A 19,500-nucleotide genomic window follows, 5' to 3' on the forward strand; every position below is an offset into this window, starting at 1 on the left:
TCATCTCCGTTTATAACGTTGAGACTTAATCGCAGTCAAGGCTTTTCTAACCTCAGAATCTTTTATCCTTACCCTTCCACTAATGCGGACAGCTTCGATTATGCCCCTCTTGATGTAATCATCAACAGTCGGTAAACTAATACGTAGCAATGTTGCAACTTCCTTCCTCGTGGAGAATTCAGGCAGTTGCAGTTTATTCATTTCAGAATGCTGCCAATCCTGCAAAGCGTCAGCAATCGAGTCTTTGATCAAAATGCTCAGTTGTTCCTGATCAAGTGTAGTAAAATGAAATTCTTGTGTCATGACATAAAGGTTTGTTGTTCTTTACGTCAAAGGAAGAAAATCGAGGATAAATAAAATCTCCGGAGAGTCTCAGGAGATAACGAGGAGAGTCTCCTAGCTATTTGAGGTCCTTTGCAAAGGGTAGCTTTATCTTCGCCTTTTTAATGTCGTTTAACGAATTTGTCTGAGGAGAGATTTCCTTTTTAAATGAATCTAGACTTGTAGTCTCACCTAGATCAAAAGCTTCCAAAACCTGCCTAGCTGTATGGGTATAATTCCATTGATTGTTAGCGAGAGGCTCCTCTATATACCCGTTCACAACCAGCTCACTAATAATATGTCCAAATACTGATTTTTGACAAAGCACCTTTATTTTCTCACGGCCATGGATTGACGAATCTCTCGGTCGGACGTATAATTCGCGTTTATCATCCAATTGTAAGCCAATTTTACCGGCCTCAATTGCAATGTCATTCATAATACTGAGATTCTTGGAAATCCTCTCTTTTAGGACGTTTCCTACGAATTGAATGATGGTGTAGAAATACGAGACCCATGTGAATGTATCCAGATCGTGATGTTCATTTCGCTTTTCTATTCTTTCAGACAAAGGTGGCTGTTCAGTTAATAGCAACATTATCTTCACATACATCGGCAAGCGATCTATGACTATCTGAAACTTATATTTCAATTCATAAAGGTACTTTAACCTCTCTACCTCATCTGTTTGACGCTGTTGGTTATATGTAATTTCTCTTTCAAATTCCTTTTTAAAATCAAAAGAAATTGGCAGGTTCCATTTTTTTAAGGTACTATGGATATAGGCGATTGTAAATTCGGTCGGAATTATCCAGCCTAAGTTCTCAACGATATTTCCTTCTTCGTCAAACTGATAACATAGATCAGAATCAACAATTAACGTGTAATGCGTCAAAATGTCGAACACGAAATTTGTCCACCTGTTATCGGCTCCTTCTATTGGGGTATGCATTATTGCTTTGCTTTAATCATTGTGCTAGACTGCAATCTGAAGCGCACTTCGATTGAAATGCTCGTGGTCTCCCATTCTAATCGCCGTTTCCTCACCAGTAATTTTGATATACTTCATAAACGAGGTTTCCGTTTTATGGCCTGTGATTCTCATTATATCAATGGTCGATAAACCCGCCAGGTATGCATTTGTAGCGAATGATCGCCTCGCAGTATGAGTTGAAATCAACTTAGATTTTTCTAGAAATTTAGCGATTCGCTGGCCCCCTTTTGTTATTGAAGTTTCGACTTTATGGTTTAATTCAGCTTTAACAGCAAGTTCTTTAAGATATTCATTCATCTTTTGATTACTAATAACACCTGGAATAGAGGGGTGATATTTTTGTAGAATTGCCTTAACCTGAAGATTAATGGGTATGTAAATCTTAGATTGGGTCTTTTGAGTGGTCACAATCAGTCTTTTACCGTCTTCACTTATGTTTTCAATTTTTAGTTGTGTAAAATCTGAATATCGTAATCCAGTATAACACCCAATTAGGAATAGATCTCGAACTTTGTCAAGCTTTTTGTTATCCGATAAATCCAGTAAATACAGCTTATCCAATTCTGCATTGCTTAAATATATTGCGCCTGTTTCTTCCTTAGGCTTGATGAATTCGTCACTTTCATAATCCCGGCTGGTATGTAAACCCTCTGTATGCGCCGCTCTCATCCAAGCTTTAATATGTTTGATCTGGTTGCCTATACTATTACTTGAATACCTTTTTACATTGGTTAACCATCTAATAAAATCTTTGTGAAAATTAAGATCAATGTTATCAAAATCGACAGATCTGCCACGATATTCAATAAACTCCCTGATATTTGTCAGCGTAGTTTGATGTGTTTTTAAGGTAATGGGTACATACTTCTTATTTCGCCTTCGAACTAAACGCTCTCCTGATAGTGCCTCATTGATAAAACGTTGTGCAAAATTGAGGAAGTCTTCCCTTACAACAACCGCAGTTTTACTCACCCGCGAATCTTTCTTAAACTCTTCATCAAGTTTTTCTTTGAACAAATCAGGTGATAGCTCCAAACGGGACAATTCAAAACTTCGTCTTAGCTCGATGACCTTGGCTTCGTACCTATCAAGTTGGCTGTTTGAATCCTTAAACGCTATCCGACTTTGCTTGTTACTATTGTTACCTAGTCTTTGAAGATTCTTGTCCCAATTCTCCGGGTGCACCTTTTCGCCAGTAGAGTACTTTAGCCTTTGGCCATTGAAACGATAAATCATGTAGATCAAGGTTTCATAATTTGCAGAAGCTTCCTTCAAGATAAAACGGACGTCGTTTCTAGTAATTCGCATAATTCTTCTGATAATTAATTTATTAAAATAAAGTTAAGGGAAAAAGAAACACCAAAAACTTGGGGGACACTTTGGGGGTCACTTTTATTTGTTCAAACTTTGCTTTCCGTAGCAAAGCAAAACAACCTTTAAAGCAGAATTGAGTATTACCTTCCATATAAAGAAGGGAATGAAGAAATTGAGAATAAATAGGTGGGAGTCCTTGTCGGCCAACAGTTAAAAAGCAAGACCGCTGTAATTTCAATTGCAGCGGTCTTTTTTTATATCTTCCCCTCCGCATCCCAATCAAACTTTTTACATCATTATGGACCAACCTTATTTGAAGGTTAATTCCCGAATCGTGATCTTCGGAGATTCGCTTATTGCTCAAACCACCGGAAGCGCTACCAATTACACCGCCTTCCAGTCCACCGCATTTGCTACTTATGCGCTGCTTAGGATCAACAATTCCTTGTTTTTACCAACCAATGGCAACAAAGGGATTTCGGGAAACACAACCACGCAAATGCTTGCCAGACTGGGCGCGGCAGTATCCCTGAACCCCGCGCTGGTGATCATGGATGGCGGAACAAACGATGCCGCAGGCGGCGCAAGCGCCGCTACCATTATCAGCAACCTGACTTACATTCATAATGCATTCAAAGCAATAGGTGCTTACGTAATTATCATCACCATTCCGCCCCGGTTTGCTCCCGCTGCATTGAGCCCAGCTGCAGAAATTGTCAGGAATACGGTGAATACATTCATTAAGACATTGACCTCAGAGACAACAAAGGCTGTTAATCTCGATTTGGTTGTCAACAATGCTGCTTTTTATGCGGATGGTCTGCATTTCAATCCTACCGGCGCGTATGCGGCATCCACGCCTGTTACGGAGGCATTACTTGACTTTATCCGGCCAACCAATCTTGCGGACAGTTTTTTCGCGGACAACTCATTTACAGCGAATCCCATTATGGCCGGAAGCACCGGCACGAAAAACATTGCAACCGGGACCGTAGCAACCAGCTGGCTGCTTGACGCCAGCAGCGCGGGCGGCGCAACGGTTGTGGGCAGTAAAACAATGGACAACGGGCTCAATCAGCAAGTGATCACAATTTCGGGAAGTTATACGGGCAACTCAAAATCGGTCGTGTTATCTCAGGAGTTTAATACCAATGGCCTCGCGGCAGGCGATGTTGTGGAAGCATTTGCCGATATAGAAATTTTAACAACGGATTCAAATATTTTGGACTTCAATATGGGTGTGCTGGTTTGGACATCCGGCTATGTCAATCTGGCCAATGCCGAAAGCATTCTGGCGCTGGACCAGATTCCGTCTCCATTGCCAGCCGGAGGGCGGTATACATTCCGGACGCCGCCTATTACTATTGCTGCCGGAGTTCCTGCTATTGTGCGGCAAGCCGTTAAAGTGGACCTCGTTGACAGAGCGAGCGCCATACCCATTGCAGCGAGCTTTAAAGTCCATCGGATCGGGGTTCGGAAGGCAGTGTAGAAAATGATCAGTTGAAGAAGAGCTTGTTGTAAAATGAGCTCTTTTTTGCGCCTTTCTTTTTAAGAATCTGTACAAATTAGTCGACGAACTGGCCATTATTATCTATGAATTGGCCAATTTTATCGATCAGAGTGCCATTAAGTAACAAATTTTAAAAAATGGTGACTTATAATGTTTTGCGGGTATAATATTTCCATATGAAATATTAAATTTACTATGTTTTAACCTAAATGGCACCCAACATGAAAATTGAGAAAATTAAAAAGCGCGACCGAGAGCGGACAAAAAGTAAAATCCTCAAAGCAGTAGGCGAAGTAATCGAACAACATGGAACAGAAAAAGTAGGCGTAAATTTAATTGCACGAACGGCGGGCGTCAACAAGGTTTTGATTTACCGATATTTTGAAAGTGTCGACGGATTGATGGAACAATATGTAAAATCCGGTGAGTACACTTCCACTACCGGAACCGAATACATTGACAACATTCCATCCCTGGCACCCGAAGAACGCAGCAAAGCGCTTACCAGCCTGATGCACACTTTTATGAATGACCTAAGGGAACGGAAGGCCACCCGAGACCTTTTACGCTGGGAGATCGGCACCGGCAAATCAATGTTATCAGATGCGCGGAATCAGGTTGCCACGCGTATTCTGGACAAAATCGGCAACCTGCCCAATTACAGTGATACCAGCGCGCTCGTGTCGTTTCTTTCGGCTGGTATTTACTTTATGACCATTTCCACAGATTACCGTGAAAAAATGATCGACGTTGATCTGCGTTCCGATGAAGGCTGGCAACGCATTGCAAAAGTGATTGAACACATTATTACCGACATCCGCAATTAACCTGCTAAAAAATTATTGAGGTACTTTTACATGTTTCCAGGGAGTGTGCAGCTATTTCATTTGAAATATTGTTCACTCCTTGTTCTATATTTGTGCTCCCTGCAAATACTTGCCGCAGGTTAACATGCAATGAGCGTCTTAAAAAAATTAGCCAGTGAAACCGCTATTTACGGCATCAGCACGATGCTGGGCCGATTTCTGAATTACCTGCTGGTTGCATTACACACCAAACTTTTTGAACCGGAACAAATTGCCGCCCAGGGCCAGCTTTATGCTTACGCGGGCCTCGGAATGGTGCTTTACACATTCGGAATGGAGACGGCCTTTTTCCGGTTCGCACGACAAGAAACGGACCGGAAGGCTTATTATGACCTGATCCTCAGCGCTGTAATCATTATCAGCGTATTTTTCTCGGGCCTGCTGTTCATCTTTGCCGGCCCTGCCGCGGAGTTTATTAAATACCCGGAAAGCGTTTCGCTTGTGCGAATGTTCGCTGTGATTATGGCGATTGACGGCATCGTGGCGATCCCTTTTGCACGTTTGCGGCTGGAAGGGAAAGGGAAGAAGTTTGTTGTTGTGCGTGTTGCCAACATTGCGATCAATATCTTTTTAAACTTGTTTTTCCTCGTCGTTTGCAGGGACATTCATGCTGGAAAATATCTGCTTTCTTTCCAACCGGCCATTGACGCAATTTACGATCCATTGCGTGCCCCCGACTACATCGTCATGGCCAACCTGGTTGCCAATCTGCTGTTTTTCTGGATGTTAAGGAAGGAGTTTGCCGATTTTAGATTCGTATTCAACAAAACATTGTTCCGCCCCGTATGGATTTATGCTTACCCGATCATGATCATGAATGCGGGCGGTGTGCTGAATATGTTGTTTGACAGGGCATTTATTCAATTCCTGTTACCCGAGAATTTTTATCCTGGACGAACTTCCAAGCAGGCGATCGGGATCTATGTGCAATGTTACAAGTTGTCGATCTTTATGAATCTGGCGATCCAGTCATTTAAATATGCTGCGGAGCCGTTTTTCTTTTCAAAGGGTGAAGACAAGAATGCGCCGCCGGTGTTTGCTAACGTGACCAAATACTTCATCATTATCTGCGTGCTCATGTGGGTGGGCATATGCCTGAATCTCGACTTGCTGGCAGCATTGTTTTTGAAACAAAAAATCTATCATGAAGGGTTGCCCGTTGTGCCTTGGCTGCTGGCTGGTTATCTGTTCCTGGGCGTTTATTATAATCTGGCGACGTGGTTTAAACTTACCGACAAGACAGAATACGGAACCTGGCTTACATTAATGGGCGCTGCGATCACCATTGCCACGAGTTTTATTCTGGTGCCGCAAATTGGCTATATGGGTTTCGCCATCGCATTTGCGACCTCGTCCTTTATCATGGTCGCATTATGTTATTATTTTGGTCAAAAATATTATCCTGTTCCTTATAATGTACTTTCTGCCGTGGGCTACATTGGCATTGGCGGGCTGGTAATCACGGCTTCAACATTTGTCAAGATCCCTGACCTGTACATTGCAGTCCCCGTGCATATGCTCGTACTGGCGATATTTGCGGTGGTTGTCTTCTTTATTGAACGAAAGAACATTCCTTTTTTAAACAGGCGTTAGGAAGCCTATTTTTCCATTTCACGGAGCAGCTTATTGGAAAACAAAAATTCCTTTAATTCGGGAACATCCGTTCTAATGATCTCAGAATTAACTCCTTCCCAAAGTTTATCTCCCTGGTAAAGGAACATAATGTTCTGCCCGATTTCCATCACGGAATTCATATCGTGGGTGATAATGATCGTTGTGATCTGATATTCTTCGGTGATTTCTTTGATCAATTCATCGATTTTTACGGAAGTCAGCGGGTCCAGCCCGGAGTTGGGTTCGTCGCAAAAAAGATACATCGGGTTCATGACAATGGCCCTGGCGATCCCCACGCGCTTTTTCATCCCGCCGCTAATTTCGGAAGGCATTCTTTTAGCAGCCGCTTCCAGTCCTACACGTTGCAAACAGAATGCAACGCGCTCCTGCTTTTCCTGAACGGATTGATCCGTAAGCATATCCAGCGGAAACCGCACATTTTCTTCAACGGTTTTGGAATCAAAAAGCGCTCCTCCCTGAAACAGAACGCCCATTTCGCGCCGGATCGATTGCTGCGTTTCTTTATCACAATTGTAAAAATCGCGGCCATTATAGAGCACATTGCCTTTATCCGGCTTCACAAGGCCGATCATGCATTTGAGCAAAACACTTTTCCCGGTTCCGCTGCCGCCGATGATCAGATTGGTTTCTCCTTTTTTAAATGATGCACTAATGCCTTTTAAAACTTCCTTACCATTAAATGCTTTGGATATATCAGTTACGTCAATCATTTGCTGATTCAGTTATTCTTAATTCATGGCTAAATGTGCTTTTACAATAAAAGCTGAGCTAAAAGATAATCGGCAACCAAAATGGAGATACAGCTGTTGGTTACTGCTTCCGTGCTCGACCTACCCACTTCCAACGCACCGCCTTCGGTAAAAAATCCCTTAAACGAAGATATTGTTGCAATCAGGAAGCCAAAAACAAATGGTTTTACACACATAAAGAAAATGTTGTAAGGCACAAATGAATCCCGGATTCCGTATAAATAATCCCGTTCGGTGATCACGCCGGTTAATGTCCCCGCCAGATAGCCACCCATAATCCCGAGAAACGCAGAAAAAATGACCAGCATAGGGAAAGTCAGCATTGCTGCCACGACTTTAGGAAGCACGAGATAAGAAGACGAATTGATCCCCATTACTTCCAGGGCGTCGATTTGCTCGGTAATGCGCATGGTTCCCAGCTCACTGGCAATGTTGGAACCGACTTTTCCGGCAAGCACAATGCAAGTAATGGTAGGCGCAAGTTCCAGGATCTCCATATCCCGGACGATAAGCGCCACCGTTGAAATGGGAATGATCGGGCTGACTAGGTTGTAGGCCGTTTGGATGCAGGAAACCGCCCCTATGAATGTAGAAACGATGGCCACAATGAATATAGAGCTCACCCCGATTCCCACACATTCCTCCATAAGCCGCCGCCAGTACACCGATAGTTTTTCACCCTTTCCGAATAGCGTTCCTAAAAAAATGAAGTATTTCCCGATTACAGACATGATATCTTAATTGTATTCAATATTTTCGGGAAAATTAGGCAAAAAAAGAAGCAATCAGAAAAATGAATCCATTAGCGGTTGTTACCGGAGGGACGAAAGGGATCGGAAAGGCATGCATCGAAAGATTTTTGAGTGAAGGTTTCGATGTAATCACTTGTGCAAGAAATGCTGATGATCTTGAAGCGCTGGAAAAGGAATTGAGCAACCGGTTTACCCAGGCAAAGCTATATTATCAGGTCGCCGATCTTTCGCTACGAGCGGATCTTGACACATTTATAGATTTTATCATTTCAAAAAACGCATTTGCAGAGGTCCTTATTAACAACACCGGCGTATTTATTCCGGGCCAGATCCACAATGAAACGGAAGGCACTTTGGAAAAAACAATGGAGACCAATCTTTACAGCGCCTATCATCTTACTCGGGCCATTATTCCCGGAATGATTGAAAAACGCAAAGGGCATATTTTCACTATGTGCTCCACAGCCAGCATTATGGCCTATCCGAATGGCGGTTCTTATTGCATTTCTAAATTTGCGTTGTACGGAATGACCAAAGTCTTGCGGGAAGAAATGAAGCCGCACAATGTCAAAGTGACTGCTGTGCTACCCGGAGCAACATTTACAGACAGCTGGAAAGGCACAGATCTGCCCGAAGACCGGTTTATGGATTCCAAAGATATTGCGGACACCATCTGGGCCGCATATACATTATCTCCAAGGGCAGTGATGGAAGAGATATTGATCAGGCCGCAGCTCGGAGATTTAGATTGAGTGGTGTACAATAGCGCAATTTTACTAAATTGCCGCATTTTTAAAATTATTTATTAAACCCATATTTCATTTCATGGAACAATACCTCGGTATAGACGTGGGCGGTACTAACGTAAAAATGGGGATCGTTGACGCTACGGATGGCAGAATTTCAAATTTTTACAGTCACGATACCGCCAGCTGGCGCAGTTCAGGGCATTTTATCGAACGTTTGGGTGATGCGATAGCGCTCCAGCTTGTTGAATATCCCGAGGTTAAAAGAGTAGGAATTGGCGTTCCGGGGCTCACCACCCGTGACAGAACTACATTGATCGAGATCACGGCCATTCCTGAAATTGACGGAATTGCGATTGTTCCTGATTTAAAACTAAGGTTTCCCGAGCACGATTTTTACCTCGAAAATGACGCAAATGCAGCAGCATTAGGCGAATATTATTTTGGTGAAGACAAACTGCCCGAAGACTATATTTTTGTAACACTGGGCACCGGTATCGGCGGCGCGGCGATCATTGATAAGAAAGTTTTCAAAGGCGGCGGCGGAAACGCGATGGAGCCTGGCCACGTGCCTTCTAAAAACGGCAAAGTTTTGGAAAGGAACATTGGTAAAAAAGAGCTTCTGGATCTTGCCATCACCATGCGTACCAATTATACAGGACAAACGCAGCTGCCATCTGACGGAACAATATCAACAACAGGCCTTGTAGCGGCGGCATCGAAAGGCGATGAGCTGGCCATGCAGGTGTTTCAGGAAATGGGCTATCTGCTGGGTGAAGGACTGGTTTCCATGATCCGGATTCTGGACATTACCACGATCCTGATCGGCGGCGGGATTTCTGCTTCGTTTGAATACATTTTACCCGCTATTAATGAGCGTTTTGAATATTGGCTGACACCATATTACCTGAAAACAATTACCATTAAGAGAGCCACATTAGCCAATGACGCAGGTCTGCTTGGCGCGGCTTCTTTATGTTTTGATTAAATAGAATTTACCTTACTCGCTGAACGGTCCTTTATATCCTCCACAATTTTTACCTGATGAAGTTATCAGTAATTGTTCCCGCGTACAATGAAGAAAAAACGATTTGGAAAGTGCTCGAGAAGCTCAAATCCGTCGAATTGATTGGTGATTTTCAAAAGGAAATTGTGATTGTAAATGATTGTTCAGCGGATAACACCGAGAGCGTCGCCAAGAACTTTATAGCTGAAAACCCCTCGTTAGAAATAAGTTACTTTCGCCACGAGTATAATCAGGGAAAAGGAGCCGCGTTACATACGGGCATCCGTAAAGCAAGCGGCGACTACATTATCGTCCAGGATGCCGACCTGGAATACGACCCTGAGGAATTTAATATTCTGCTAAAACCGGTTATCAACGGTTATGCCGACGTAGTTTATGGATCCAGGTTCATGGGCGGACGTCCGCACCGGATCCTCTTTTTCTGGCACACGATCGGTAACAAATTCCTGACTTTCCTGAGTAACATGTGCACCAATCTTAATTTGACAGATATGGAAACCTGTTACAAACTCTTCCGGGCTGATCTGCTCAAAGGCCTGCATCTCAAAGAAAACCGCTTCGGTTTCGAACCCGAAGTGACTGCCAAAATTTCAAAAATCCCCAAAATCCGCATTTACGAAGTGGGCGTTTCCTACTACGGCCGGACTTACGAAGAAGGTAAAAAGATTAACTGGAAAGACGGTTTTCGCGCGCTTTATTGCATTGTGCGCTATGGTTTGGGCCGCTAAAAAGCTCAAACGTGCCTGGGAATAGTTAATGTAATCCATTTTCCCTCTTTCTTCGTATTTATGGTTAAGGCTTTATCTTCATGATAAAGCACATATTCTTCATTAGCACCCCCTTTATTGCATGAAAAAATTTATACTACTGGTTTTTTTAACATTTATCGGTTCCTCTGTTTTTAAAGTTTATGCGCAACAATCCGGCATAGCAATTCTCGATAAAGTGCCCGCCGACATGCAATTGTTTGCGAGGGATAGTACCAATCAGGCGGATATTGAATTTTTAGGCCGGGTCCAGGTTCAGGGTTATGCTTACTTTTCTGTTGTCAAGTATAGGAACAAGGAAAGGAACGGGTACCAACGAAAAGCGCTTCAATACAACGGCTCACAGGCTCCTTTTAACTTCACATTCAAGATTAAGGCTGAGCTGGCCGAATATGCTTTTGAAATTTATGCATGTAAATCCGGCTCCGATTCCACACTGATCGCAAGAAGGGACAACGTTGTTGCCGGTGATTTCTATCTTATTTACGGTCAATCCAATGCGGTGGCCTGGGAGGTTGACTATGCATATCGAAATGAATTTGCCCGGACTTACGGATCGTCGGGTGGCGCAGCTGCGTGGGGTTTGTCCAATGCCATTGGCCAGCGCGTCGGGATATTTGGAATAGAATTTCAGAGAGTGATCGCTGAAAGATACCAGATCCCAACTTGCATCCTCAACGGCTCCGCAGCAGGCGCATCCCTGATTGACCTTACCGACAAATCAAGCTTTTACGGACATTTGCTCAGCGCCGCCAGAGAAACCGGATTATTGCCGTCATTGAAAGCCATTTTTTACTGGCAAGGCGAAACAGAGGCCTCCTCCAATGATCCGTTAACCTGGGCGCCACGGTTTGATAAACTGGTGCAAATGTGGAAGGAAGATTATCCGATGGTCAAAAAGATTTACGTTTTCCAGCTTCCCCTTTTCGGCGGCGGCCCTTATGATGACCGAATCGGCCTTTTGCGCGAACAACAAAGAACATTAGATCGGAAATATCCCATTATTCAGCCCTATGCGGCTTTGGGAGCCGAAGGATGGAACGGATTTCACTATGGGTTAGCAGGTTATCTGCAACTTGGCCGCGATTTGGCGGATTTGGCAGGATATAATCATTATGGCCAAAAGGAAAAAATTTCATCTCCCAGCTTACAAAAAGCATTTTTTTCAACACCTGAAAAGGATGAAATAACAATGGTTTTTGAAGATTATCAGCAAATGGTTTATCCCAAGGACACAATCGCTGTGAACATTGAGGGAAGCCTGGAACCATCTTCCGTTTTCTCCATGAAAGACTATTTTTATCTGAATGCGGAGTGGAAAAAACTGGCGTCAGGCAGAGCAGAGGCCAATAAGATCATTGTAAAACTAAAAGAGCCGGGCAATGATTCTACAATCAAGTATTTGCCTTCCAAATACCACTATGCGGGATTGCTGAATGCAGCCTGGGTTTACATCGGCCCTTTTTTGAAGAATACAAAAGGATTGCGTGCCTTTGCTTTCCATCACAACAAAATTTTCCCGTATACAAATCTGGGCACTCTAACGCTCGCCTCCGCCGAACAAGAAAAACAAGTGGTCCTGAACTGGAACAAATTGCCTGATGCAACCGGATATATGTTGGAAAGATTCGAAACCAGTGATACGCTTGGTGCACACGAAATTCTGCACTTCCCTGCAAATCAGCTTGAATATACAGATCCATCCGCGAAAAAAGGCGTTGCCTATATTTATCGGATCAGAGGTTACTCCGACCAGTCCGAATCGAAGTTCGCGTCTACGACGATCACCAAGCAAAGTGAGGACATCGAAATCATATTGGGTGAGGACATTCAGGAATTAAGCATCAATGTGTATCCTAATCCCGTCACCGACTTCATCAATATTGTCTCTACCACATCCGGTATCCATCTGGTAGAATTATTCACAATGAATGGCAAGAAGGTTAAGGACGCGGGTTACGAAAACAAGGATTGGGCAACATTCAATGTGAACGACCTTGGCAGCGGTCAGTACATTCTCCGGGTTCATCATGGCAATAAAATCAGCACAAGAAAGATTGTACTGGTGCGTTGATAATTATATAAAATTCACTTCCGGCGATAAGCGTATGCCGTATTTTGTTTCAACCGAATCCTGAATGGTGCCCGCCAGCTCACGGATTTCGTTCCCATTGCCCCCGCCATAATTGACAAGCACAAGCGCCTGTTTTTGATGCACGCCAATGGAGCCCTGTCGATAACCTTTCCAGCCAGCCTGTTCAATCAGCCAGCCAGCCGGCACTTTCACCATGGTTTCGCTTACCGTGTAACCCGGCATTTCGGGGTAGAGTTTTTTGAGGTTATTATATTGGTCTGATGCAATTTCGGGGTTTTTAAAAAAGCTTCCTGCATTTCCAATCTGGGCGGGATCAGGTAATTTGCTGCGGCGGATCGTGATGATGGCCTGGCTTACATCTGCTATTGTAGGATTTGACACATTCATTTCTGCCAATGTCTTCTGCACATCGCCGTAGCCGACATTAATGACGGGTTTTTTATTCAAAACAAAAGTAACTCCAGTCACCACAAACTGATTTTTCAGGGCTTTTTTAAATATACTTTCGCGATAGCCAAACTCACATTCTTTATTGGAAAAGATTCTTTTTTGACCTTCGTCGATGGATACGGTTTCGACAGCTTCCACAACATCTTTGATTTCAACACCATAAGCACCGATATTTTGCATGGGTGCCGCCCCTACCGTGCCAGGAATCAGCGACAGGTTTTCGACCCCGCCATAGTTGTGCTCAACACAATGCATCACGAAACCGTGCCAGCTCTCGCCCGCGCCCACTTTCAGCCAGATATGATCTTCATCTTCCTTTATTTTATCTACCCCCTTCATCGCAGGATGGATCACCAATGCATTGACATTCTGGGTAAAAAGAACATTACTTCCGCCACCGAGAATAAATTTAGGCGTTTGCTTCCATACGGGGTCGCGTAAAATTTCAGTCAGTTCTTCGACCGAACGGACTTCGGCGAAAAAAGAAGCGGTGGATTCGAGTCCGAATGTATTGAAATTACGAAGCGAAAAGTTAGATTGAATTTGCATTGAACCGGTAAATAAATCCTTGTAAAGTTAGCTATTACATTCAAAATAGCATGTTATGGTGATTCATCCATTTTTGATTAAGTTTGCAGGCTAAGTGATAAAGGCTAAGGATATGATGCTGAAAAAGAATTTTTTATGGGCTCTTCATCTTTTCATTATCCTCCTTTCAGGTTGCAGCAAAAAGTCTGTTGTAAGCTCTTCCAATTCGGAATACAAGGAAGATCTGTCTTCGGTGAGGCCCCGTTTTGATTATGTTGAACCGACGGTTACCGAAAGAGCTGCCCCGGTAAGCACACCTAAAACAAGTACAGCGCCAAAAGGCAATGTGGATAAGCCGTTATATGTCAACAAGCGACTAGAAACGGTGCTGGACACGTTGGCCAAACACAATAAATCAATTCGTTATGCCAATGGTTTTCGGATACAGATTTATGTGGGTAATGTAAGGCAGGAAGCAGATGATGCGAAAAGTTACGTCTACCAGGCGTTTCCGGACCTGAATCCTTACGTCTCCTACACACAGCCCACATACCGCGTAAAAGTGGGCGATTTCATGTATCGCACTGACGCAGAACAATATCTGGAACTCATTCGTGAGCGGTATTCTTCGGCGGTCATCCTGGCAGATCGAGTGGATATAAAGCGGAGCCTGCTGGTTAACCCTACTGCCGAAAGCAACTAGGATTTGAAATGTTTCTAACTTTTTAACCCGGATATTATTTATCCACATATACATACTAATGAAAATAGCCTTAATTACCGGGATTACCGGGCAGGATGGTGCTTATCTGGCTGAACTCCTTTTAAGCAAAGGGTACGAAGTGCATGGTATAAAGCGTCGCAGCTCATTATTCAATACGCAGCGTATTGACCATATTTATGAGGACCCACATGAAAAAAATGTGAGGTTCAAACTGCATTATGGCGATTTGAGTGATTCTACCAACATTATTCGCATCATTCAGGAAGTACAGCCTGACGAAATTTACAATCTGGGTGCCATGTCTCACGTTCAGGTGAGCTTTGAGGAACCAGAATATACTGCCAATGTCGACGGAATCGGAACATTGCGTATCCTGGAAGCAGTTCGCCTTTTGGGTTTGACCAAAAAAACGAAAATCTATCAAGCTTCAACATCTGAGCTTTACGGTTTGGTGCAACAGGTTCCACAGTCGGAAACCACGCCGTTCTATCCCCGCTCACCATACGCGGTTGCCAAACTTTACGGTTACTGGATCACAGTTAATTACCGTGAAGCATACGATATGTTTGCTGTAAATGGTATCCTTTTCAACCACGAGTCACCATTAAGAGGGGAAACATTCGTAACCCGTAAGATCACCCGCGCAGTTGCACGGATCGCTTTGGGATTACAGGATAAAGTTTACTTAGGAAATCTGGACGCACAACGCGACTGGGGACACGCAAAAGACTTCGTTGAAGCTATGTGGCTGATTCTTCAGCAGGAAGTGGCGGAAGATTTCGTGATCGCAACCGGCATTACAACGCGTATCCGTGATTTCGTGAGAATGGCATTTGCGGAAGTGGGCATTGAGGTTGATTTCAGCGGCGAAGGTGCCGAAGAGATCGCGAAAGTGGCGAAATGCAATAACCCTGATTTCCAGGTGGAAATTGGTAAAGAAGTAGTTGCAGTTGATCCGAGATATTTCCGTCCTACCGAGGTTGAGCTTTTAATTGGTGATCCTACCAAATCCATGACAAAACTAGGCTGGAAACCTAAATACGATCTGAAAGCATTGGTTAATGATATGGTTACCGCCGATGTATTGCTCTTTAAGAAAGACAGACTCCTGGAAAGCAGCGGACACCGCGTTCCAAACTATTACGAATAACATTATTTATCCTAAAAAGAAACACCCCGAAGGAAATCCTCCGGGGTGTTTCTTTTTATATTGATTGTTCAGTTAGATCGCCTTAGGAGATTTCTTTTGAACAGATTTTGCAAGATCAATCAATTTCTCAGGTGTTTGGTATCCAATCACCTGCTTCACCACTTTGCCTTTCGCGTCGATAAAAAACAAGGTCGGATAGGCTTCCAATGGATATTTTCCGGCTAGCTTCAAACCTTCGCCGCTTTCCATATCATACTTTACATTGATAAAATCTTTGTTAAAAACAGCTGCAACATCGTCACGTGTGAAGACATTTTTTTGCATCATTTTACAAGGCCCGCACCAGGTGGTATAAGCGTCGAAAAATATGATCTTGTTTTCGGCTTTGGCTTTCTTCAGGATCTCCGCCCATTTGGCTTCTGTAAATTGAATGCCTTTTTCTTCTGCTTTTATTTCTTTTTTATCCCCGTCCGCTTTGGTTGCCGCAATGGTCGTTGCGAATGTCAACGTAAGGATTGCAATGAGAAAAGATAGTTTTTTAAGACCTTTCATCTTTATTGATTTAGTTATGGTTTCAATTCTTCTTAACGAAAATACCCTAATCATTTATTTTATCCAATTGCTCTTTATGGATCCTGCCACCAGGACATTTGAGGTTAGTAAAAAAGAAAAAGTAACTTCGCACTATTATTAACGTCAAAAAAGCATGAAAGTTCAGGAAGCAAGATACGTAATGAGCAATTCGGATTATGAGAAATGTCCTGATCCCGTTTTGCCCGAATATGCTTTCATCGGGCGCTCCAATGTTGGTAAATCCTCACTGATCAATATGCTGACCGGGAAAAAATCGCTTGCCAAAACTTCACAGCAACCCGGTAAGACACAGTTAATTAACCATTATTTTATCAACGACTCCTGGTATCTGGTCGATTTGCCGGGCTATGGTTATGCCAAAGTGAGCAAAGTAGAGCGTGAGAAGTGGGAAAAGATGATCGGCGATTATCTGCACAACCGAGAAAACCTGATCTGCACGTTCGTACTTATTGATATTCGGCACAACGCGCTGCCTGTTGACCTGGAATTTATGGCAGGCCTGGGCGAAGCCGGCATTCCTTTCCACATTATTTTCACAAAAGCCGATAAGCTCAAACCCAATCAGGCTGTAAACCGGATGGAGGCTTACAAAAGTAAACTGGCTGAAATGTGGGAAGAAGTGCCGCCCATGTTCATTACATCAGCAGAAAAAAACGAGGGGCGCGAGCCGATTCTGGAGGCAATAGAAACTTATAATCAGTCGTTTGAAAGGACAAAGTAAACCGGAGGTTGTTTAACGCTCAATCTTTCCGTTATTTTGCGCAAAATTGAATTGGTCATCGCATTCAACATAATCATTATTAAGATATAACTAATTAGTAAGAAAGGATGAGTGAAAAAGTAGAGTCAACAGGAATGGATTTGTTGAAAGAAATAGCAAATGTTTCAGGAAAAGGCGGATTGTTCCGTATTCTTAAGCCCAGCCGTGCAGGGGTCATCGTAGAAAGCCTGGATGAAAAGCGCGAAAAAACGTTGATCGGACCAACTGCACGTGTTTCCGTGTTGAAAGACGTTTCTATTTTTACGGACGGTGAAGAAGAATCAGCTCCATTGGCAGACGTTTTCCTTAAAATTCGTGAAGAGCATGGTGAAGAAGTCACTTTGCAACCAAAAACCGCATCAGACAAGGAATTAATCGAGTTTTTGAATAAAATCCTTCCGGATTTCGACAGGTCGAAAGTTTACGTGTCTGACATTAAGAAGATCATTACATGGTATAATCTTTTGTCAAAATACACGCCTGAGTTATTCGTTGCTGCTCCTGAGGAAGCTGGCGAAGGAGTTGAAGCAGAAGAAGCGCCGGAAGTGGTAGCCGAAGAAATTGCCGAAGCTCCTGAGAAAGATAAGAAAAGCGCAAAATAATCTCTGCTTATAGATCATTGCATTAAACCCTGTCATTACGACGGGGTTTTTACTTTTAAAACTATCGCCCTGCCCGATCCTATGACGTCACTTTCCGCTTACATTGATCATACTTTACTAACTGCAAATGCGAGTGAAACCGACATCCGGAAATTGTGTGAAGAGGCTTGGATTCATCAGTTTAAGGCGGTTTGTGTTGCTCCCACTTACGTCGCCTATACGGCGGAAATGCTTGAATTCTGCCCCGTTAAGATTGAAATAGCAACGGTTATTGGATTTCCTTTTGGTTATTCCACAAAGGCGAGCAAGATTTTCGAAGCCAATAATGCACTTGAAAACGGCGCAACGGAGCTGGATGTGGTCATGAACATTGCACAGTTCAAATCCATGGCTTATCTCAGTGTTCGGGAAGAACTCAGCCAGATCGCCACGCTCGCACACGAGCGGAATGCCATGATTAAGGTGATCATTGAAACGGCTTACATGGACTCATTTGACCTTCACACGGCTTGCGAAATTTGCGCTGAAGCCAATGCAGATTTTGTAAAAACTTCAACCGGGTTTGCTCCACAAGGCGCTGATGTTGAAATTGTTCGCAAAATGCGTTCGATACTTCCACCGCATGTAAAAATAAAAGCGTCGGGTGGAATAAAGACGAAAGAACAAGCCATTGCTATGATTGAAGCGGGCGCCGAGCGCATCGGGACTTCTGCGGGCGTTGCCATGGTGAGTGCATCGTGAAGCGCCGAATCTTGCTGCTTAGCACCGTCCATCCGGCAACGGATCCCAGGATTTTGTACAAAATCGCACCTTCGCTGGCAAAGGAATATCATGTGTTTTGCGCTTTGCCAAACGCCAAGTCGAGCGCTGCAGACGGAACGTTCACCATGATCTGGCTTCCCGAGTTTCGAAGTCTGTTTCTCAGATTGCTTTTTTCACACATTGTAGTTTTGTATAAATGCCTCCGTATCCGGCCGGACCTGGTGCATATTTTCGTTCCGGAGCTGATTCCCATTGCTTTTGTGTGCAAATGGCTGGGTGCAAATGTGATTTACGAAGTGCAGGAAAACCTATTTAAGAAATTCAGCATCAAGACTTACAATAATGCCTGGTTGTATCGCAGGCTTTTCTGGTTTTTTGACCATTGCGCCAGGCAGCATTTTGCCCTTATTTTCACCGAAGATGCTTATTTAATTGAATATGACAGACTGGCCCACCCTGCCGCGATTGTCCGCAATTATGCACTGCCTTCATTTATAGACACATATCCAGCACACAGACCATTAACAGGCATGAGTCCGGAGATCGTATATATGGGGGTTATTTCTCTGGAACGATCTTTTGATGTAATTGTAGTTGCTTTGGCAACATTAAAGAAATGTTATCCTGACTTTAAAATGCATTTGTTTGGCAGCCTGCGGATTGCTCAAAACGAAATAGAAAAACTGCCTGGTTACGATGAGATTGCGGAAAATCTGACTTTTTACGGTTACACGGATCAAAAAAAGATTTTTGGATATGCTCGAAATGCGATTGCAGGGATTGCGCTCTTGAAACCCGTTGCGGATTATCCGGAATCTTACACAACCAAACTATTTGAATATATGTCATTGAACTTGCCGGTTATTACATCAGACTTCCCTTTGTACAGGAATGTCGTTGAACAATCGGGTTGTGGTTTTTGTATATCTCCTTACAGGGCCGATTTGTTGTCAGAAAAGCTGCAATGGCTGATTGAAAATCCGGAGGAGCGTATTAGAATGGGCGTTTGTGGCCGGAAATCAGTGGAAGAAACGTATAACTGGAAGTCTGAGGAAGGCACACTGCTTTCGTTTTATCGAACTTGGCTAAAAAATTAACACTTTTTCAGCCAAGTTTACTTTTAAGTATAATTTTATAAACTTATTATTGAATTG

General features: G+C 43.4%; 20 protein-coding genes. 13 read left to right on the top strand and 7 right to left on the bottom strand.

Annotated features, from left to right (window positions below; translation table 11 throughout):
• The 3 genes from NFI81_RS18835 to NFI81_RS18845 all read right to left on the bottom strand — a co-directional run bounded on the left by NFI81_RS18835 (position 1) and on the right by NFI81_RS18845 (position 2,590).
• Complete coding sequence (locus tag NFI81_RS18835) at positions 1-303, bottom strand: helix-turn-helix domain-containing protein (RefSeq protein ID WP_234616361.1); 303 nt, start codon at positions 301-303, stop codon at positions 1-3.
• A 97-nt stretch (positions 304-400) separates the two neighbouring features.
• Positions 401-1,273, bottom strand: coding sequence for a hypothetical protein (locus NFI81_RS18840; protein ID WP_234616360.1), 873 nt, complete (start codon positions 1,271-1,273; stop codon positions 401-403).
• Positions 1,274-1,297: 24 nt separating this feature from the next.
• Positions 1,298-2,590 (bottom strand): site-specific integrase, encoded by a 1,293-nt coding sequence (locus NFI81_RS18845; RefSeq protein WP_234616359.1) that lies wholly within the window; start codon positions 2,588-2,590, stop codon positions 1,298-1,300.
• Positions 2,591-2,927: 337 nt separating this feature from the next.
• Here NFI81_RS18845 and NFI81_RS18850 point away from each other — a divergent pair, with 337 nt between their 5' ends.
• The 3 genes from NFI81_RS18850 to NFI81_RS18860 all read left to right on the top strand — a co-directional run bounded on the left by NFI81_RS18850 (position 2,928) and on the right by NFI81_RS18860 (position 6,598).
• On the top strand, positions 2,928-4,118 hold the full coding sequence (locus NFI81_RS18850; protein WP_234616358.1) for an SGNH/GDSL hydrolase family protein: 1,191 nt from the start codon (positions 2,928-2,930) through the stop codon (positions 4,116-4,118).
• Between the two features lie 242 nt (positions 4,119-4,360).
• On the top strand, positions 4,361-4,966 hold the full coding sequence (locus NFI81_RS18855) for a TetR/AcrR family transcriptional regulator (protein ID WP_234616357.1): 606 nt from the start codon (positions 4,361-4,363) through the stop codon (positions 4,964-4,966).
• Positions 4,967-5,095: 129 nt separating this feature from the next.
• The gene (locus tag NFI81_RS18860; protein ID WP_234616356.1) at positions 5,096-6,598 is read left to right on the top strand and encodes a lipopolysaccharide biosynthesis protein; all 1,503 of its coding nucleotides are present in this window, start codon (positions 5,096-5,098) and stop codon (positions 6,596-6,598) included.
• Between the two features lie 5 nt (positions 6,599-6,603).
• Here the strand turns inward: NFI81_RS18860 and NFI81_RS18865 are convergent, their stop codons facing one another.
• Together NFI81_RS18865 and NFI81_RS18870 are read right to left on the bottom strand one after the other, a co-directional pair.
• Positions 6,604-7,350 (bottom strand): ABC transporter ATP-binding protein, encoded by a 747-nt coding sequence (locus NFI81_RS18865; protein WP_234616355.1) that lies wholly within the window; start codon positions 7,348-7,350, stop codon positions 6,604-6,606.
• Positions 7,351-7,391: 41 nt separating this feature from the next.
• The gene (locus tag NFI81_RS18870; RefSeq protein ID WP_234616354.1) at positions 7,392-8,120 is read right to left on the bottom strand and encodes an MlaE family ABC transporter permease; all 729 of its coding nucleotides are present in this window, start codon (positions 8,118-8,120) and stop codon (positions 7,392-7,394) included.
• A gap of 62 nt (positions 8,121-8,182) precedes the next feature.
• Between NFI81_RS18870 and NFI81_RS18875 the strand changes: the two genes are divergently transcribed.
• From NFI81_RS18875 to NFI81_RS18890, 4 genes are all read left to right on the top strand, one after another.
• Positions 8,183-8,893, top strand: a complete 711-nt coding sequence (locus NFI81_RS18875; protein WP_234616353.1) for an SDR family oxidoreductase — start codon at positions 8,183-8,185, stop codon at positions 8,891-8,893.
• Positions 8,894-8,966: 73 nt separating this feature from the next.
• Positions 8,967-9,875: an ROK family protein gene (locus NFI81_RS18880; RefSeq protein ID WP_234616352.1), complete on the top strand. Its 909-nt coding sequence runs from the start codon at positions 8,967-8,969 to the stop codon at positions 9,873-9,875.
• Between the two features lie 56 nt (positions 9,876-9,931).
• On the top strand, positions 9,932-10,642 hold the full coding sequence (locus NFI81_RS18885) for a glycosyltransferase family 2 protein (RefSeq protein ID WP_234616351.1): 711 nt from the start codon (positions 9,932-9,934) through the stop codon (positions 10,640-10,642).
• Positions 10,643-10,763: 121 nt separating this feature from the next.
• Complete coding sequence (locus tag NFI81_RS18890) at positions 10,764-12,755, top strand: T9SS type A sorting domain-containing protein (RefSeq protein ID WP_234616350.1); 1,992 nt, start codon at positions 10,764-10,766, stop codon at positions 12,753-12,755.
• A 3-nt stretch (positions 12,756-12,758) separates the two neighbouring features.
• Here the strand turns inward: NFI81_RS18890 and murB are convergent, their stop codons facing one another.
• Positions 12,759-13,775, bottom strand: coding sequence for a UDP-N-acetylmuramate dehydrogenase (gene murB / locus NFI81_RS18895; protein ID WP_234616349.1), 1,017 nt, complete (start codon positions 13,773-13,775; stop codon positions 12,759-12,761).
• A 112-nt stretch (positions 13,776-13,887) separates the two neighbouring features.
• Here murB and NFI81_RS18900 point away from each other — a divergent pair, with 112 nt between their 5' ends.
• Positions 13,888-14,457 (top strand): SPOR domain-containing protein, encoded by a 570-nt coding sequence (locus tag NFI81_RS18900; protein ID WP_234616348.1) that lies wholly within the window; start codon positions 13,888-13,890, stop codon positions 14,455-14,457.
• 58 nt (positions 14,458-14,515) lie between these two features.
• A complete protein-coding gene (gene gmd / locus NFI81_RS18905) occupies positions 14,516-15,628 on the top strand; it encodes a GDP-mannose 4,6-dehydratase (protein WP_234616347.1) in 1,113 nt (370 codons plus the stop codon).
• Between the two features lie 72 nt (positions 15,629-15,700).
• Here the strand turns inward: gmd and NFI81_RS18910 are convergent, their stop codons facing one another.
• Positions 15,701-16,180, bottom strand: coding sequence for a thioredoxin family protein (locus NFI81_RS18910; RefSeq protein ID WP_234616346.1), 480 nt, complete (start codon positions 16,178-16,180; stop codon positions 15,701-15,703).
• A 154-nt stretch (positions 16,181-16,334) separates the two neighbouring features.
• Here NFI81_RS18910 and yihA point away from each other — a divergent pair, with 154 nt between their 5' ends.
• The 4 genes from yihA (at position 16,335) to NFI81_RS18930 (ending at position 19,443) form a co-directional block, all read left to right on the top strand.
• Positions 16,335-16,943 (top strand): ribosome biogenesis GTP-binding protein YihA/YsxC, encoded by a 609-nt coding sequence (gene yihA, locus NFI81_RS18915; RefSeq protein ID WP_234616345.1) that lies wholly within the window; start codon positions 16,335-16,337, stop codon positions 16,941-16,943.
• Positions 16,944-17,050: 107 nt separating this feature from the next.
• Positions 17,051-17,584: a DUF5606 family protein gene (locus tag NFI81_RS18920; protein WP_234616344.1), complete on the top strand. Its 534-nt coding sequence runs from the start codon at positions 17,051-17,053 to the stop codon at positions 17,582-17,584.
• 81 nt (positions 17,585-17,665) lie between these two features.
• Positions 17,666-18,325 carry a deoxyribose-phosphate aldolase gene (gene deoC, locus NFI81_RS18925; RefSeq protein WP_234616343.1) on the top strand — a complete coding sequence of 220 codons (660 nt, stop codon included), beginning with the start codon at positions 17,666-17,668 and terminating at the stop codon, positions 18,323-18,325.
• The gene (locus NFI81_RS18930) at positions 18,322-19,443 is read left to right on the top strand and encodes a glycosyltransferase (RefSeq protein WP_234616342.1); all 1,122 of its coding nucleotides are present in this window, start codon (positions 18,322-18,324) and stop codon (positions 19,441-19,443) included. The genes deoC and NFI81_RS18930 overlap by 4 nt, the downstream gene beginning before the upstream one ends.
• Positions 19,444-19,500 lie beyond the last annotated feature (57 nt).

It is taken from the genome of Dyadobacter fanqingshengii, from assembly GCF_023822005.2.
GTDB lineage: Bacteria > Bacteroidota > Bacteroidia > Cytophagales > Spirosomataceae > Dyadobacter > Dyadobacter fanqingshengii.

Coding starts and splice junctions, on each gene's coding strand:
- NFI81_RS18900 (WP_234616348.1), top strand. CDS start 13,888: ATGATGCTGAAAAAGAATTTTTTATGGGCTCTTCATCTTTTCATTATC.
- NFI81_RS18920 (WP_234616344.1), top strand. CDS start 17,051: ATGAGTGAAAAAGTAGAGTCAACAGGAATGGATTTGTTGAAAGAAATA.
- NFI81_RS18850 (WP_234616358.1), top strand. CDS start 2,928: ATGGACCAACCTTATTTGAAGGTTAATTCCCGAATCGTGATCTTCGGA.
- murB (WP_234616349.1), bottom strand. CDS start 13,775: ATGCAAATTCAATCTAACTTTTCGCTTCGTAATTTCAATACATTCGGA.
- NFI81_RS18890 (WP_234616350.1), top strand. CDS start 10,764: ATGAAAAAATTTATACTACTGGTTTTTTTAACATTTATCGGTTCCTCT.
- NFI81_RS18875 (WP_234616353.1), top strand. CDS start 8,183: ATGAATCCATTAGCGGTTGTTACCGGAGGGACGAAAGGGATCGGAAAG.
- NFI81_RS18885 (WP_234616351.1), top strand. CDS start 9,932: ATGAAGTTATCAGTAATTGTTCCCGCGTACAATGAAGAAAAAACGATT.
- deoC (WP_234616343.1), top strand. CDS start 17,666: ATGACGTCACTTTCCGCTTACATTGATCATACTTTACTAACTGCAAAT.
- NFI81_RS18855 (WP_234616357.1), top strand. CDS start 4,361: ATGAAAATTGAGAAAATTAAAAAGCGCGACCGAGAGCGGACAAAAAGT.
- NFI81_RS18865 (WP_234616355.1), bottom strand. CDS start 7,350: ATGATTGACGTAACTGATATATCCAAAGCATTTAATGGTAAGGAAGTT.
- NFI81_RS18835 (WP_234616361.1), bottom strand. CDS start 303: ATGACACAAGAATTTCATTTTACTACACTTGATCAGGAACAACTGAGC.
- gmd (WP_234616347.1), top strand. CDS start 14,516: ATGAAAATAGCCTTAATTACCGGGATTACCGGGCAGGATGGTGCTTAT.
- NFI81_RS18870 (WP_234616354.1), bottom strand. CDS start 8,120: ATGTCTGTAATCGGGAAATACTTCATTTTTTTAGGAACGCTATTCGGA.
- NFI81_RS18910 (WP_234616346.1), bottom strand. CDS start 16,180: ATGAAAGGTCTTAAAAAACTATCTTTTCTCATTGCAATCCTTACGTTG.
- NFI81_RS18840 (WP_234616360.1), bottom strand. CDS start 1,273: ATGCATACCCCAATAGAAGGAGCCGATAACAGGTGGACAAATTTCGTG.
- NFI81_RS18860 (WP_234616356.1), top strand. CDS start 5,096: ATGAGCGTCTTAAAAAAATTAGCCAGTGAAACCGCTATTTACGGCATC.
- NFI81_RS18880 (WP_234616352.1), top strand. CDS start 8,967: ATGGAACAATACCTCGGTATAGACGTGGGCGGTACTAACGTAAAAATG.
- yihA (WP_234616345.1), top strand. CDS start 16,335: ATGAAAGTTCAGGAAGCAAGATACGTAATGAGCAATTCGGATTATGAG.